Origin of the sequence: Leptospira koniambonensis (genome assembly GCF_004769555.1) — a bacterium.
Classification (GTDB): Bacteria; Spirochaetota; Leptospiria; order Leptospirales; family Leptospiraceae; genus Leptospira_B; species Leptospira_B koniambonensis.
On sequence record NZ_RQFY01000001.1, the window covers coordinates 522538 to 538598 of the forward strand.

10 protein-coding genes are annotated in these 16061 nt (G+C 39.8%); 1 reads left to right on the forward strand and 9 read right to left on the reverse strand.

The window, feature by feature from the left end:
• The first annotated feature begins 76 nt into the window (after positions 1-76).
• On the forward strand, positions 77-2227 hold the full coding sequence (locus EHQ52_RS02405; protein WP_135613692.1) for a TonB-dependent receptor: 2151 nt from the start codon (positions 77-79) through the stop codon (positions 2225-2227).
• A 3-nt stretch (positions 2228-2230) separates the two neighbouring features.
• Here the strand turns inward: EHQ52_RS02405 and EHQ52_RS02410 are convergent, their stop codons facing one another.
• The 9 genes from EHQ52_RS02410 to EHQ52_RS02450 form a co-directional block, all read right to left on the reverse strand.
• Positions 2231-2992 (reverse strand): response regulator, encoded by a 762-nt coding sequence (locus EHQ52_RS02410; RefSeq protein WP_135613693.1) that lies wholly within the window; start codon positions 2990-2992, stop codon positions 2231-2233.
• Positions 2993-3052: 60 nt separating this feature from the next.
• Positions 3053-3532, reverse strand: a complete 480-nt coding sequence (locus EHQ52_RS02415) for a response regulator (RefSeq protein ID WP_135613694.1) — start codon at positions 3530-3532, stop codon at positions 3053-3055.
• Positions 3529-4704: a sensor histidine kinase gene (locus EHQ52_RS02420; protein WP_244244765.1), complete on the reverse strand. Its 1176-nt coding sequence runs from the start codon at positions 4702-4704 to the stop codon at positions 3529-3531. Before EHQ52_RS02420 ends, EHQ52_RS02415 begins: the two co-directional genes overlap by 4 nt.
• Before the next feature lie 5 nt (positions 4705-4709).
• On the reverse strand, positions 4710-10760 hold the full coding sequence (locus EHQ52_RS02425; RefSeq protein WP_135613695.1) for a hybrid sensor histidine kinase/response regulator: 6051 nt from the start codon (positions 10758-10760) through the stop codon (positions 4710-4712).
• Between the two features lie 194 nt (positions 10761-10954).
• On the reverse strand, positions 10955-11587 hold the full coding sequence (locus EHQ52_RS02430) for a response regulator (RefSeq protein WP_135613696.1): 633 nt from the start codon (positions 11585-11587) through the stop codon (positions 10955-10957).
• Complete coding sequence (locus EHQ52_RS02435) at positions 11584-12942, reverse strand: GAF domain-containing sensor histidine kinase (RefSeq protein WP_135613697.1); 1359 nt, start codon at positions 12940-12942, stop codon at positions 11584-11586. The genes EHQ52_RS02430 and EHQ52_RS02435 overlap by 4 nt, the downstream gene beginning before the upstream one ends.
• Before the next feature lie 122 nt (positions 12943-13064).
• Positions 13065-14213, reverse strand: a complete 1149-nt coding sequence (locus EHQ52_RS02440) for a hypothetical protein (protein WP_135613698.1) — start codon at positions 14211-14213, stop codon at positions 13065-13067.
• Between the two features lie 87 nt (positions 14214-14300).
• The gene (locus EHQ52_RS02445) at positions 14301-14693 is read right to left on the reverse strand and encodes an OsmC family protein (RefSeq protein ID WP_135613699.1); all 393 of its coding nucleotides are present in this window, start codon (positions 14691-14693) and stop codon (positions 14301-14303) included.
• A gap of 103 nt (positions 14694-14796) precedes the next feature.
• Positions 14797-16056 (reverse strand): MFS transporter, encoded by a 1260-nt coding sequence (locus tag EHQ52_RS02450; RefSeq protein WP_135613700.1) that lies wholly within the window; start codon positions 16054-16056, stop codon positions 14797-14799.
• Between the last annotated feature and the right edge of the window lie 5 nt (positions 16057-16061).

The following is a 16061-nucleotide window of genomic DNA, read 5'->3' on the forward strand; positions in this document are numbered from 1 at the left end:
ATTTTGACATAAATTAGACTAACATTTGTTAGTTTATCTTTGTTTCGGAAGTTTTCCAAAGAAAACGGACGAAAACATGAGGCAAAACATTCTTCGGTATGCCGGCATCGGCATATCCATATCGTATTTTATATGTGCGATCTTCTCCCCTATCCTTTCTCAGGATGAGGAAACAAAACCGACTAACGGAAAAGAAAGGACAGAAGCAGAAAAATTAGAGCTTAAGAAAAAAATCTCTGAATACAAACCGGATGCTATCGTGATCAGAGATAGAAGATCTAACTTAATAGGGATCGCTTCTTCCGCAAGTGAAGGAGTTGTAGGTTCCGATCAGATTAAAACAAGACCAATCATGAGACAGGGAGAAGTCGCAGAGTTAATCCCAGGTGTGATCGTAACCCAACATAGCGGTGGAGGAAAAGCAAACCAATTCTTCTTGAGAGGTTTTAACTTAGACCACGGAACCGATCTTGCTTCCAATGTGGATGGAATGCCCGTCAATAATGTTAGTCACGCCCACGGCCAAGGTTATACCGATCTGAACTTTCTTATTCCAGAACTTGTGGAACAAATGCAATATAAGAAAGGAGTTTATTACGCAGACCAAGGAGATTTTGCATCTGCAGGTGCATTCAATATTTCTTATTTTAAAAGTTTAGCAAAAGGTATTGCGAGTGTGGAAGGTGGAACCTTAGGTTATGCAAGAACTCTTATAGCAAAGTCACATAAAGTCGGACCAGGAGATCTTTTATACGCAATCGAAGCATCTCATAATGACGGTCCTTGGGTGATTTCAGATAACTTTAGAAGAGTAAATGGTGTTACAAGTTATTCTGTAGGTGATAAACAAAAAGGATTTAGCATCAGTCTTATGGGCTATAAAGGTAGCTGGCATTCAACAGGACAGGCACCTAAAAGAGCACTTAGAATGGGAGATTCTTGGTTAGATCCTGATTCAGGTTTGAGCAGATTCGAAAGTGTGGATCATAACGATGGTGGATGGTCAAACAGAGCAAGTGTTAATTTTGAAGCTCATCGTTTAGAAAGAGGATACGAGGCAAAAACTCAATTTTATGGAATATATTACGATTTACGATTATTCTCTAACTTCACTTATTATTTAGATGATCCAGTAAGAGGAGACCAACACGAACAAGCAGATAGAAGAACGATAGCTGGAAGTAAATCAAGTTATAAAGATATCAGCGAATTTTGGGGGCTTCGTATAGAGAATACGATTGGGCTCCAAATCAGAAGAGATTACATCCAGAACGGTTTATTTCATACTGAAAAAAGAGCCAGGTTAGAAACAGTTAGAGAAGATGGAATTATTCAGTTAAGTTCAGGACTATATTATGAAAACAAGATACAGTGGTCTAAAAAATTCAGAACAGTACTCGGCGTCCGAGGAGATTATTATAAATTTAATGTAGATGATTGGGGAACGAAAGAAAGATCAGATAGAAATGCAAGGATCTATAGCCCAAAAGGAAGTATTATTATAGGACCATGGTATAAGACTGAATTTTATATAAGCGGCGGCTACGGATTCCATAGTAATGATGCAAGAGGTGTGGTGCAAAAAACAGATTCTGCGGATCCACTGGTTCAAACAAGAGGTGGAGAAGTTGGACTAAGGACCGAACCAGTACACGGTTGGCAATCCACATTCTCAGTTTGGCAATTGGATATGAATTCTGAACTTTTATTTACAGGAGACAATGGAACCACAGAAGCAAGTAGACCAAGCACTCGAAAAGGATTCGAATGGGCAAATTATTATTCTTATAACTCTTGGCTCATGATAGATGCTGACTTTGCAACTTCCAGATCCAGATTCAGAGATGATGATCCTTCAGGAAATTATATCCCAGGATCCATACGCAATACATTAGCATCAGGGATCACATTAAAAAATCCTGATGGATTTTTTGGATCTCTAAGAGTAAGATATTTCGGAAATCGTTCATTGATTGAAGACAATACAGTCCGCTCTCCTGCAACAACTACTGTAAACTTCCAGTTTGGAAGGAATTTTGGAGAAGATCTGAGTATTGTTTTCGAAGTATTCAATTTATTGAATACTCATGTAAGCGATATAGATTATTATTATGCTTCCAGATTAAAGAATGAAGCTGTCGGTCCGAACGAAGGAGGATATAATGATATTCATACCCACCCAGCTCAGCCAAGATCAATTCGACTTTCTATGAGGTCTTCTTTTTAGGATCTATTTTTTGACGTAGTCTCGTATTACTAAAATACGGTCTACGTCTACTTCCTTATTTTTAGGAACGGATTTAGTGAATGTAAAAACCTCAGTACTAAGTCCATTTTTAGAAAGTAAAACACCATGCGAAGGAACTGACTCCAAAGGGATTTTTTCTGCTAGATGATTATCTAACTCGAAACTTTCCATATCAGGAAGATTTTTCATACTCAATACATCACCAAGAGGTTTCCCAATTGCATCAGATTCCAGCCAACCGGTGAGCTTTTCTGCAGACAAATTCATAAAAGAGATCTGCCCTTTTGAATCAAAAGCAATCACTCCTTCGTGCATATTTCGAAGTTCAGTAGAAACGAGCCTCGCCTTCTCCAATAGCTCCTTCTCAACTTCATGTTTATAAAGGATCAATTCGATCACAATCTGCAGTTCTCTTGTCTGAAAAGGTTTCAGGATATATGCATTCGGTTCTGTTAATTTAGCTCTGGTCAATGTCTGAGAATCCGAAGAAGCAGTGATATAAACAATAGGAACATCTAAAAATTTCCTGATCCTTTTAGCAGCGTCTATCCCATCCAAATATCCATTCGCAAGAACTATATCAATTAAGATCAGATCAGGCTGAAGAGCAATTGCCTGTTTGACCGCAGTTTCGCCTGTATTTGCAATACTAGGCTCGGGATATCCCATCCTTATCAGTCTATGACGGATATCCTGGGCAACAAGCCCTTCGTCCTCTACGATCAAAATCCTAGTATCTTTCATTTTCTTTTCCAAAATATTCGAACTTTATTAAATTAGAATATTATTATTCCTCTAATTAGATCAAACACCAGCTTCTTCCGAGGAAGGTTTGATCAGGTCTCTTACTCCGTGGAGTATGGCAGACATATTCCTTCTTTCTCTTTTTCTTTTTTTATCCAACCCATGTTTATTCAAAGCGATCTCAATCGCTATTTGCAATTCTTTGGTTTGGAAAGGTTTAAGTAGATAACCGTATGGCCTTGTTGGTTTACTACGAACAAGAGTAGACTCATCTGCATAAGCAGTAAGATAGATCACTGGCAGATCCATCTTATCCAAAATTTCCTGGACTGTTTCTATTCCGTCGTAATTCCCTCTAGACAACATAATATCCATAAGAAGAAGGTCCGGTTTATCTAAATAAACCTTTCTTAATGCTTCATTTCCTGTAGAGGCGATACTTACGAAATCATAACCGAGATCGGATAATTTACTAAGTATATCTTTGGCTACGATACTCTCGTCTTCTACTATCAGTATTTTTGCTTCGCTCGAGATCATTTTCGGACACGGCTCCTTTCGCGAAAGACTAACGTGAACTTAGTCCCCTTGCTCCGATCCAAGATCAAACTTCCGTCTATTTGCTGGGTCAAAGTATTGACTAATTGTAAACCCAAAGAATCTGTTTGTCGATAGTCAATTTCTTCCGGAAATCCCACCCCATCATCTTCTACAGTCAATGAATACTCTTCGTATTTAGCTGTAATAGAGATCTGAATAGTCCCTTCTTCTCTGTCCCTAAATCCATATTTTAAGGAATTTGTAACAAGTTCTGTGACAATTAACCCGCAATGGATCGCAGTATCTAACGTTAGATGGACTGATTCTGCGTGTATTTCAAATCTGATCCTAGAATTTACCCTGTAAGTTCTTAAGAGGTTGGTAACCAAACTGTTGAGGTATTCTTGGAAGTCAGTATGCGCCAGATCTTCATTTTGGTATAACAACTCATGAATGAGAGCTATAGACTTGATCCTGGATTGGCAATCCTGGAACATTTCTAAAGACTTACGATCCGTTATATAGTTTCCTTGCAGACTTAAGATACTGGAAACAATCTGAAGATTGTTCTTAACCCTATGATGGATCTCTCTTAACAGAACTTCTTTTTCTTTTAAAGAAGCGGTTAATGCTTCTTCGGCCCGCTTCCGTTCTGCAATCTCGGTCATTAGCTCATTGTTTACTCTATGTAGCTCGAAAGTCCTTTCTTCTACACGGATCTCCAACTCATCATGACTTTGTCTCAGAAGCTCTTCTTGGATTCTTAATATTTTATTTTTCCTATGCAGATCAACGAAAACGGCTGCTTTAGATCTAAGTATCTCCGGTGCAGTTGGTTTTACTAAGAAGTCCACCGCTCCCAAAGAATACCCTTTGAACATTCCAGTTTCGTTATTTGCGTAAGCAGTAAGAAAGATGATTGGGATCTTAGCACATTTTTCCCTTTGACGGATGAGCGCCGCCGCTTCGAAACCATCCATTCCAGGCATTCTTACATCCATGAAGATCAATGCAACTTCGTCCGGTTCGTCCAGAAGTGCCTTTAATGCTTCTTCTCCTGAACCAGCCTTGATCAAATTTAATTCAGGGCTCTTAAGAATATGCTCCATTACCTGTAGATTATCAGCATGATCATCTACTAACAGAATACTCACTTTCATTGGTTGTTCCATATCTTCTACCTGCACAACAACACCCTAAGTAGAGAAAGCAAATGGTCCACACTTACCGGCTTAGTTATATATTCGGTCGCGCCGGCCTCTATACATTTTTCTCGATCCCCTTTCATCGCTTTTGCTGTAAGCGCTAAAATAGGGAGGTTTACAAATTCGGCTTTAGACCTGATTACTTTCATTGCCTCGTATCCGTCCATATCAGGCATCATCACGTCCATGAGAACGATTTCTATGTCCGGATTTTTTTCCAAAATTTTAATTCCGTCTAAGGCATTCTCCGCATAATGAATTTTCATTTTATGTAATTCTAACATACTCGTTAATGCAAATATATTCCTTACATCGTCATCCACGATCAGTACTTTATGACCTTCGAGAGAATAAGTGTCTCCTGATTTAGAAATAGATTCTGGTTCATGTAAATGGATCTTCACTTCTTCCAAAGAAGTCGCATAAGAACTTACAAATTTCAGAATATTCGAACCATTAAAAGATAGAAGTTTCTGAAAATTTTCCGGACCATTCTGCTCATCGGAATAAAAAAGTATCAATGTTCTTTCCGGATCCAATAAAGTGATCTTGGAAACCAAATCAGAAACAGACATATCCTTAAATTCGTTTCCAATCAGTATACAATCCGGGATCTCTTTTTTCAGAATGTCCAAAAGTTCCTGACCTGAATCAATACTTCTCAGTACAAGATCCTTAGAGGTAAGTTTATCCATTAGGAATTCAGAATGTTCCTTCCCTATTCCACAAACATAAAGTGTTTTGTCTGTTTTGTGTAGATAGGTTTTGATCTTCTCGAATGCCTCGTTCAAAGATTCTATTCCTACAGGTTTTCTCAAATGAGAGATCGCTCCTATTTCCAGACTTCTTCTCCAATCATTTTCTCCGGAAAGAACATGAACTGGAAGTTGTCTGAGTTTAGGATTTCGTTTTAGCCAATTTAGGATTAAACTTCCATCCATATCCGAGAGTTGGACGTCCAACAAGACTGCATTAAAAGAAGATTCCTGCAATGCAGAGATCCCGCTCTTTCCATCTAATGCAACTGTTCCTTTAAAACCGTTACTTTTAGCGATCTCTAAAAGTGATTTAGCGAATGTTTCATCCTCTTCTATGATCAAAACCTTTTCTTTGGATTCGTTTTCCGTCTCATCTTCCAGAACTCTTCGAGTGGCTTTGATCTTACTTCTTACATAAGAATCGCTGGAGCTAGCAGGATCATAGTCAGGATTTTCAGACCATTTGATTGAATCTGGTTCGATTGGATTTTCTTCTACCTGGATATAATCCAGCGGAAGGTATAAAGTGAACTTACTTCCTACCTCTGGCTCACTTTCCAGTTTCAATTCTCCACCTAAGATACGTGTAATCTCTTTACTGATAGAAAGTCCGAGTCCTGTTCCTCCGTATTTCCTACTCGTACTACCATCTGCTTGTCGGAATGCTTCGAAGATCAGCCCCTGTTTCTCTGCAGAAATTCCAATACCCGTATCTATCACGGAGAATGCGATCACACCGCCTGCTTGGCCTAAGATTTTATGATCTTTACTCCAGCCGGAAGGAGAAGATTCGATCCTTAATTTCACTCCACCTTTATGAGTAAATTTGAATGCGTTTGATAGAAGGTTCTGCAGGATCTGCTGCAATCTTTGTAAATCAGTAGTGATCCTGGAAGGTAGTTCATGGTCTATTTCAACTTGGAATTTTAAATCCTTATTCCTTGCAGTTTCTCTAAAGGAACGATCCAGATACCCTCCTAATTCTTCTATGGAAACCGAATCCAGATCCACACTCATTTTACCGGACTCAATTTTAGAAAGATCTAATATATCATTAATCAATTGTAATAGATCGTTTCCGGAACTATGGATTGTTTTTGCATATTCAGTCTGCTTTTCAGAAAGGTTTCTACTCTCGTTATCATATAATAAACGAGAAAGGATCAGCATATTATTCAAAGGAGTTCTTAACTCATGAGACATGTTTGCCAAAAACTCAGATTTGTATCTGGAAGTGAGCGCAAGCTGACGCGCCTTTTCTTCCAAGGAATGTCTTGCTTGTTCTACTTCTCTGTTTTTTCTTTCTACCTCACTGTTCTTTTTGGCAAGTAGCCTAGCTTTTTCTTCCAACTCTTCGTTCTTTTCCTGCAACTCCTCCCTTTGGTCCTTGAGCATATCCTCGGAAGCTTTCAGGGATTTGGCTTGTTCTTCCAAACGTTGGTTGGTATTGGTCAATTCTTCTTGTCGTCCTTGCAACTCTTCCGTCAAAGTTTGAGATTGGATCAGAAGTTCTTCTGTTCTCATACCTGCAGCAATCGTGTTCAATACAATCCCGATACTTTCAGTCAACTGATCCAAGAAGTTCAAATGGATAGGAGTGAAGTTGGAGAAGGAGGCAAGTTCTATCACTGCCTTCACTTCTCCCTCGAATAACACTGGTAAGACGACTATATTAATAGGAGGCGCTTCTCCTAAAGCCGAATTGATCATGATATAGCTGGAAGGAACTTGTGTAACGAGTATCCTTTCTTTCTCGAGGAAACATTGACCAATCAAACCTTCTCCCGGATAAAAACGATTGGATACATTCTTTCTTTCTTGGTAAGCATAACTTACAAGTAGTTTGAGTAATGGGCCTTCTTCCACGTTTTCTGTAATGAAGAAAGCTCCATGTTGTGCAGAAACAAGTGGCGCAAGTTCAGACAAGATAAGCTTACTTACGTTGACTAAGTTTCTTTGCCCTTGTAATAATCTTGTGAATTTTGCAAGGTTTGTTTTTAACCAGTCTTGCTCTGTGTTGATCCGAGTTGTTTCCCTTAAGTTTCGGATCATTTCGTTGATGTTATCCGATAAAGCTGCCACCTCACCGGCTGCTTGGATAGTAACTGTTCGAGATAGATCTCCCTTGGTCACACCCGTTGCCACTTCTGCAATTGCTCGTACCTGTGTGGTCAAGTTAGATGCAAGCTGGTTCACGTTATCTGTGAGGTTTCTCCAAAGTCCTGCAGCACCAGGCACACTCGCTTGGCCTCCTAATCTTCCTTCGATACCCACTTCTTTTGCAACAGTAGTTACCTGGTCTCCGAAAAGTCCTAATGTATCGATCATGTCGTTGATCGTATCGGAGAGTTCTGCGATCTCTCCTTTTGCTTCTAAATATAATTTTTTCTTTAAGTCTCCATTCGCAACCGAAGTCACGACCTTCGCGATACCCCTAACCTGTGTGGTGAGATTATTCGCCATGAAGTTCACACTATCTGTTAAGTCTTTCCAGATACCTCCAACCCCTTGCACATTTGCCTGACCACCAAGTTTTCCTTCTGTACCTACTTCTCTCGCAACCCTAGTTACCTCAGAAGCGAATGAGTTCAACTGGTCCACCATCGTGTTAATGGTGTCCTTCAATTCAAGGATCTCACCCTTAACATCCACTGTGATCTTCTTAGACAAGTCACCTCGAGCCACAGCTGTAGTAACTTCAGCAATATTACGAACCTGACCGGTTAGGTTGGATGCCATCGAGTTCACACTATCTGTTAAGTCCTTCCAGGTTCCCGCAACTCCTCGAACGTCTGCCTGACCGCCTAACTCTCCTTCAGTACCTACCTCTCTCGCAACCCTGGTTACCTCAGAAGCAAATGAGTTCAACTGGTCCACCATCGTGTTAATGGTGTCTTTTAGTTCTAGGATCTCACCCTTAACATCCACTGTGATCTTCTTAGATAAGTCACCACGAGCCACAGCTGTAGTAACTTCGGCAATATTACGAACCTGACCTGTTAGGTTGGATGCCATCGAGTTCACACTATCTGTTAAGTCCTTCCAGGTTCCCGCAACTCCTCGCACATCCGCTTGCCCACCCAGTTTACCTTCCGTTCCTACCTCTTTAGCAACCCGAGTCACCTCAGAAGCAAACGAGTTCAACTGGTCCACCATTGTGTTGATTGTGTTTTTGAGTTCTAAGATCTCTCCTTTAACATCCACTGTGATCTTTTTAGATAAGTCACCAGTCGCAACTGCCTTGGTAACTTCTGCGATATCACGAACCTGGCCAGTTAAGTTACCTGCCATGAAGTTCACACTATCCGTTAAGTCTTTCCAGGTTCCTGCAACTCCTCGCACATCTGCTTGTCCGCCCAGTTTACCTTCTGCACCTACCTCTCTTGCAACCCTGGTTACCTCAGAAGCAAATGAGTTCAACTGGTCCACCATCGTGTTGATTGTGTTTTTGAGCTCTAAGATCTCTCCTTTTACATCCACTGTGATCTTTTTAGATAAGTCACCTGTTGCAACAGCTGTAGTAACTTCGGCAATATTACGAACCTGACCAGTTAAGTTAGACGCCATTGAGTTCACACTATCTGTTAAGTCCTTCCAAGTTCCCGCAACACCCTGAACGTCCGCTTGTCCACCCAGTTTACCTTCCGTTCCCACCTCTCTTGCAACCCGAGTCACCTCAGAAGCAAACGAGTTCAACTGAACCACCATCGTGTTGATCGTGTTTTTGAGTTCTAAGATCTCTCCCTTAACATCCACTGTGATTTTTTTGGATAAGTCACCTCGAGCTACCGCTGTAGTAACTTCGGCAATATTACGAACCTGACCCGTTAGGTTGGATGCCATCGAGTTCACACTATCTGTAAGGTCCTTCCAGGTTCCCGCAACTCCTCGCACATTTGCCTGACCACCAAGTTTTCCTTCTGTACCTACCTCTCTCGCAACCCTGGTTACCTCAGAAGCGAATGAGTTCAACTGGTCCACCATCGTGTTAATGGTGTCCTTTAACTCAAGGATCTCCCCCTTAACATCCACTGTGATTTTTTTGGACAAGTCACCACGAGCCACAGCTGTAGTAACTTCGGCAATATTACGCACCTGGCCGGTTAGGTTGGATGCCATCGAGTTCACACTATCTGTAAGGTCTTTCCAAGTTCCCGCAACACCCTGAACGTCCGCTTGTCCACCCAGTTTACCTTCTGTACCTACCTCTCTCGCAACCCTGGTTACCTCAGAAGCGAATGAGTTTAACTGGTCCACCATCGTGTTAATGGTGTCCTTCAATTCAAGGATCTCACCCTTAACATCCACTGTGATTTTTTTGGATAAGTCACCTCGAGCTACCGCTGTAGTAACTTCGGCAATATTACGAACCTGGCCGGTTAGGTTGGATGCCATCGAGTTCACACTATCTGTTAAGTCTTTCCAGGTTCCCGCAACACCTCGCACATCCGCTTGTCCACCCAGTTTACCTTCAGTTCCTACCTCTTTCGCAACCCGAGTCACCTCAGAAGCAAACGAGTTCAACTGGTCCACCATAGTGTTGATTGTGTTTTTGAGTTCGAGGATCTCCCCCTTAACATCCACTGTGATCTTTTTAGATAAGTCACCTGTTGCAACTGCCTTGGTAACTTCTGCGATATCACGAACCTGGCCAGTTAAGTTAGACGCCATTGAGTTCACACTATCTGTTAAGTCTTTCCAGGTTCCAGCAACTCCTCGCACATCTGCTTGTCCACCAAGCTTACCTTCAGTTCCCACCTCTTTTGCAACCCGAGTTACCTCAGAAGCAAATGAGTTTAATTGGTCTACCATGATGTTTACGATCTTTGCAGTTCTAAAAAATTCACCCTTAAGAGGTCTTCCTTCTATTTCCAAAGACATGTTCTGAGAAAGGTCACCACCCGCAACTGCACCGATCACCCTCATCACTTCAGTGTTTGGTTGTACTAAATTTCCGATTAGAGAGTTGATAGAATTCATACAGGTGCCCCAAGAACCTGTAGAAGAAATTCCGCTTACCCTTTGGGAAATTTTACCTTCTTGTCCTACTTCATTACTGATCCTTTCAAACTCTTTGACCATTCTATCGTTCTGGTCCATGATATCGTTTATTAAGTCTGAAATTTTGCCTGCGATCCCTACTTGATCCAAAGGCATTCGTTTTGAAAAGTCCCCTCGCTTAAATGCTGTTAGAACTTCTAATAATTGTTTTGGATTTATAGAGTCTTTATCTTGTTTGGGTTCTACTGTTGGGGCATTCTTCATATTGGGACCTGAACCTATAATAAAAGGTTAATGCGCACGAAGGAGAATGATGACGTAAAATGAAAGGAATAACAACAAAAATTATTTCATAAATAGATCGTACGGATTAAGTTAAACGAGGAATTTTTCTGTCACAAGAAATGTGACAGAAATCAAAAGACATTACAAAAACAAGCTAGTTCAAGTTTAAAGATCTATTCCAGAAGTTTATGGTCGTAAGCGTAACGAACAAGTTCTTGTGTGGATTTCAAACTCATCTTTTCAAAAATCCTAGCTCTATATGTGTTCACTGTATTTACACTTAAGCCAAGATCTTCTGAAATTGATCGAACATTTTTGCCTTTTACCAAAAGCATAAGTATCTGAAATTCTCTTTCAGAAAGAGTTTCATGAGGAAGTCTATCAGAAGGTTTAGAAAGTTCTCTGACCAACATCTCTGTTGCTTCCGGACTAATATACCGAGCACCTTCAATCACCTTACGCACTGCAGAGATAAGTTCATCCCCTGCACTTGCCTTAGTGATATAACCGGAAGCACCTGCCTTTAAAGCTCGAACTGCAAATCTATCTTCTGGATACATACTCAAGATAAGAACTCTTGTATCCGGAGAAAGTTTATGAACATATTTTAATATATCCAAACCGCTCATCAAAGGCATATTGATGTCAAGGATCAGAACTTGCACGGATTGACTTGCAAGATAATCCAAAACCTGTTGTCCATTTTCTGCCTCGTAAACGATCTCTATATCTTCCTCTTCCGATAGGATCTTTCTTAAACCTTCTCGGATCAATAAATGATCATCAGCAATCAATGTGGAAATCATAGGAAATCCTCCTTATTTCGATTTGAGATTGGTATTTTTACGATCACACTTGTACCTTTTTCGGATCCACCTGAGATGGAAACTTCGCCGCCTAAGACTACCGCCCTTTCTCTCATTCCTATGAGCCCTAGAGATTTAGATTGGTTCATTTTTTTAGGATCGATCCCGATCCCGTTGTCTTGGATTTTTAGAATTAGAAATTGACCTTCTTCCAAACAGGATACTTGGATAGAACTTGCCTTGGAGTGCCTTGCTGCGTTAGTCAATGCTTCTTGGAAAATTCGGAATAATGCAATTGATGCGTCTTTTTCTAAAGATAGAATTCCTGCAGGGATCTTGATTTCGCAGCGAATTCCCGATCTTTTCTCGAAATCTTTAGCATACCATTCTATCCCTTCCAATAGCCCTAAATCCTCTAAAATCAGGGGTCTAAGCTCTGTAGCAATCCTCTGCACAGATTCAATTCCTGAGTCGGCCACCTTGATCATGGATAGAAGTTCAGATACTAATTTAGAATCCGATCCTTTCGATTTCTGAAAATTATTTTTTAATAATGTAAGATCTATTTTGAGAACAGTTAATAATTGTCCCAACTCATCATGGACTTCTCGAGCAATCAGAAGCCTTTCTTCTTCCCTTACCTCTTGTAATCTTGCTGATAATGCTCTTAACTGTTCTCCGGAGGTTTTTAGATGGTTCTCAGCTTCCCTTCTTTCAAATACTCTACCGATCTGAGAACTAATATGAGAGACCGCCTCGAAAAAAGAAGGGTCAGTAGATTCATTTCCCGAATAAAATTCCAAAACTCCTACTAGGTTTTCCTTTACTAAGATTGGAATTCCAATTGCCTCTTTGATGCCTGCTTTAAGTGAAAGTTCTCTTATATCTCCTTTTAAATAAGAAGAAAAGTTTTCGAGTAGGATTGGTTTTCTGCCGCTTCTTACTCTTTCAGTAAGAATAGATTCTTGTTTTTTAGATTTGGTCCTTAATAAATTCCTAAACTCCTTTAGGAATTTATCCTCTCTGGAGAAGGAGATGGAAGAATATTCTGGCCTTTCAGACTCTTCCAATACTAAACATACGAGACCTAATTTCCAATCTGCAATCGCACAGATCCTATCCACAGAGAATTGAAGCACTGATTCTACATCATTTGCTTCGTTTGCAGCAGTAGCTACTTGTTGTAGAAGATTTAAAACAGAGATCTTTTTTAAGAGTTCGTCTTTTGTGTTCTGGTCTTCTTGATTTGATCTATCAGCCGGATCTTCTTTAGAAAATCCTTCGGATTCGCGAGGAAAAGGTTCAGAGAAAGAACCGTAACTCGGCTCTTGGTCGATATTCGAAAAGCCTTGCACCCCGCGATTATCTAATTAAAATTTCCATCTTTCAATCTGTTTTTTCGCCTAACAGCGAAGAAAAAGAAAATAGTAATACATTAGATCAAAAGTAGTAGTGATATAAATATTGGAGAATATTCTTATTTTTTAAAGAATAAACGGATATAAGAGGACTTCACCTCTTTCCCGGAAAACTCTAAACCTAAATCTTCCTTTCTTTCTCTAAGTTTCTGATAAAGAGTTCCACCGTTATATAACGCTTCTATTTCTAAAACAATTCCTTTATTAGGGTCAGAACCAGAACTTTCAGTAACCCGATTCACTCCCTGGATAGTCTTGATTATCCCTTGTACATCCTTATCCAAGTATTCATCATAGCTTAACCCTTCTATTTTGATACGTATCAGATTTCCAGGTTTCCATTTATTAGAGATCTGTTCTTTGATCTTAGGATAAGCTTTCTCCACTGATCTTTTGATAGATTCTTGTATGCCTGTATTCGGATTAATATGAGGTGAGACTCCGGAAGAATTATCTGCTGCAATAATACGCGCTGTATTTACATCAAAAATTTTGAATCTTAGAACAGATTGATAAGAATGAAGTCCTGTATCTTCTATCCTTCCCAAATCAGTGACCTCTGTTTGTCCAACGAGTAAGATCTGTGCATCCGATTCAGATGCCAAAGATAATATTTTATCTTCAAAAGAATATTCGGGAGAAGCAGCCGGATCCACCTTACCTTCTTTAAAAAGGACCCGATAGAATTGTTTTTTATCTAAAAAATCAAAATCCGAGAAAACCCTTATGATCTCATTCTCAGTAATCCCGACCTTCTCCTTTATATTTTGTTTTCCTAATATTTTTTCTTCTATAAAAACTAAAAACTTAGGTTTTCCAATATCCTTGTATCTTTCTTTCAAAGCGTCCTGGACTGCCTTTTGGTTTACTTTACCTTTGGCGTCTATTTCTAAAAGGCCGGTAGATAATTTACGAGTAGCTCCAATTTTAGAATATTCTAATACAAATCCCTCCACAGAAGAATTTACGATACTTTCCCTCAATTTGCCGTTTACAACCTGAGAGGATCCTTGGACCAATTCTCCCAGTCCATTCTCCAGGATTTTCCGTTTAGCATTTAATTCTAATTCTTCTTCATTTTTTCCTGGGATGTTTTGTACATAAACAAACTCGTCTTTCGGATCTTTTACGGAAGAAAGACAAGAAATTAAAAATACAAAACTAAAAGATAAGAAAAATGGAATGATCTTGCAGATATTGAATTTCATACAATCGAAAGGATATCGACTTATTGGACCTGATTTTCCAGCCTCCCGTTTCCTAAAGAATAGATAAAGAGGCTTGGAAAAATAATTTTAGCCCAGTTTGGTATCTATCTGAATAGGATGAGTCAGGGTTTTGTGGACTGGACAAGCATTTGCAACTTGTAAAAGTCTCTCTCTTTCCTGTTCGCTTAAATTCCCTTCCAGTTTTACGACCCTTTGGATCTCAGTGCGATCCGTCCATCTAGTCAGATTTAGTTCGACTGTTACTTCCTTTAGATCCATTTTTTTTCTTTGGGCATACATTCTGATAGTGATATCAGTACAAGCTCCCAAGGAAAGAAGAAGGTATTCATGCGGAGAAGGTCCGAGGTCCCCACCACCATCTTCTTTGGATTCATCTGCGATTACTTCGTGGTTTTTACTGCGAAGGATTGTTTTGTAATTTTCAGGAGTGCTAAGTACTTTAACTTCTATATCGCTCATAAGGTAAAGAGGATAGGAAATCTGCTTTTTAATGCAATCTTAAATCGTATATTAGAATTTCCAGAGAAGAAGAGTTAGCCTTCTTCCCTGAAATATAAAACTATTAGGTTTCGGAAACTAAGGCAGCTTCTTTTTCACCTTTAACAGGTACCGGATGTTTAGAAGAAACGTATTCGTTTACTTTGTACATAATCGCCACAGTGATCAAAATAGCTACAACCACAACATAACCTAGGTTTGGATAACCCTGGATATATCCGCTTGGAGTTTGGACTACAATAAGCCCGGCCGCATAAGAAGCGATTCCTCCGGATAATTGTTGCAGAGAAGAACTGATCGCCATATAAGCTCCTCTATCTCTTAGTTCAGGCATCGCAGAATTCAATGCTTGAGCCGAAATCACTCTACCTGTAATCACTACAAATAATGCAGAGTTGATCAATATCACTAACCAAAGTGGAGTGATCCCCATTGCGGTGTAATAGAAAAGGATCCCGCAAGCAATTAAAGAAGAAATCATAAATACAGGATACTTTCCGAATTTGTCCGCAGCTCTACCGATCAAAGGACCAGCAGCCATACTTACAATCCCAGTTACAAAATACACTAAAGGAAGATCTTCTAAAGTAATTCCTAGATTATGAACACTGAATGCAGAACCGAAAGGCATAAGCATATACCCGCCAGTCGCCAAAAGCATTGTTGCTAAAAACCCAGGAAGATAATTTGAATTTCCAGCTGTTACAATCAAATGTTTGATCGCTTTATTTTCGGTTCCATGACCCAAGTGAGAAACGATTGGCTCTAACTTAAATAGAGCTGCAACTCCCACAAGACCACTAATGATAGCGATCATCCAGAAAGGAGACTGCCATCCCCAAAGATTAGAGAAGAACACACCGATCGGAAGACCAAAAACTTGGCTGGCAGCAAACGCTGTCATCACAAGTCCCATCACTCTTCCTCTGGCTTCCATAGGAAATAGATCTGCAATGATCGCAAAGCTGATAGAAGCGATTACTCCACCGAAAAGACCAGTTACGATCCTAGCAAATAGTAGAAATTCGTAATTTGGTGCGATCCCGCAAAGAACAGTTCCTAAAACAAAACCAGTATAAAAGAATAGTAACATCTTTTTACGATCGAATCTATCCGCAAAACCAGCAGCCAAAATCCCAGAAATTCCCGCGCTAAATGCATAAGCAGAAACTACTAAACCGAACTTGGTTGTGGATATTTTTAATTGATCCATGACCTGAACTCCTAATGGAGATAAGATCATAAAATCAAGAACCACTGTGAATTGGATAAATGCCAATAAGGCGACTACAAAGATTTGGTATTTACTAAACGTAAATTTCATATTTA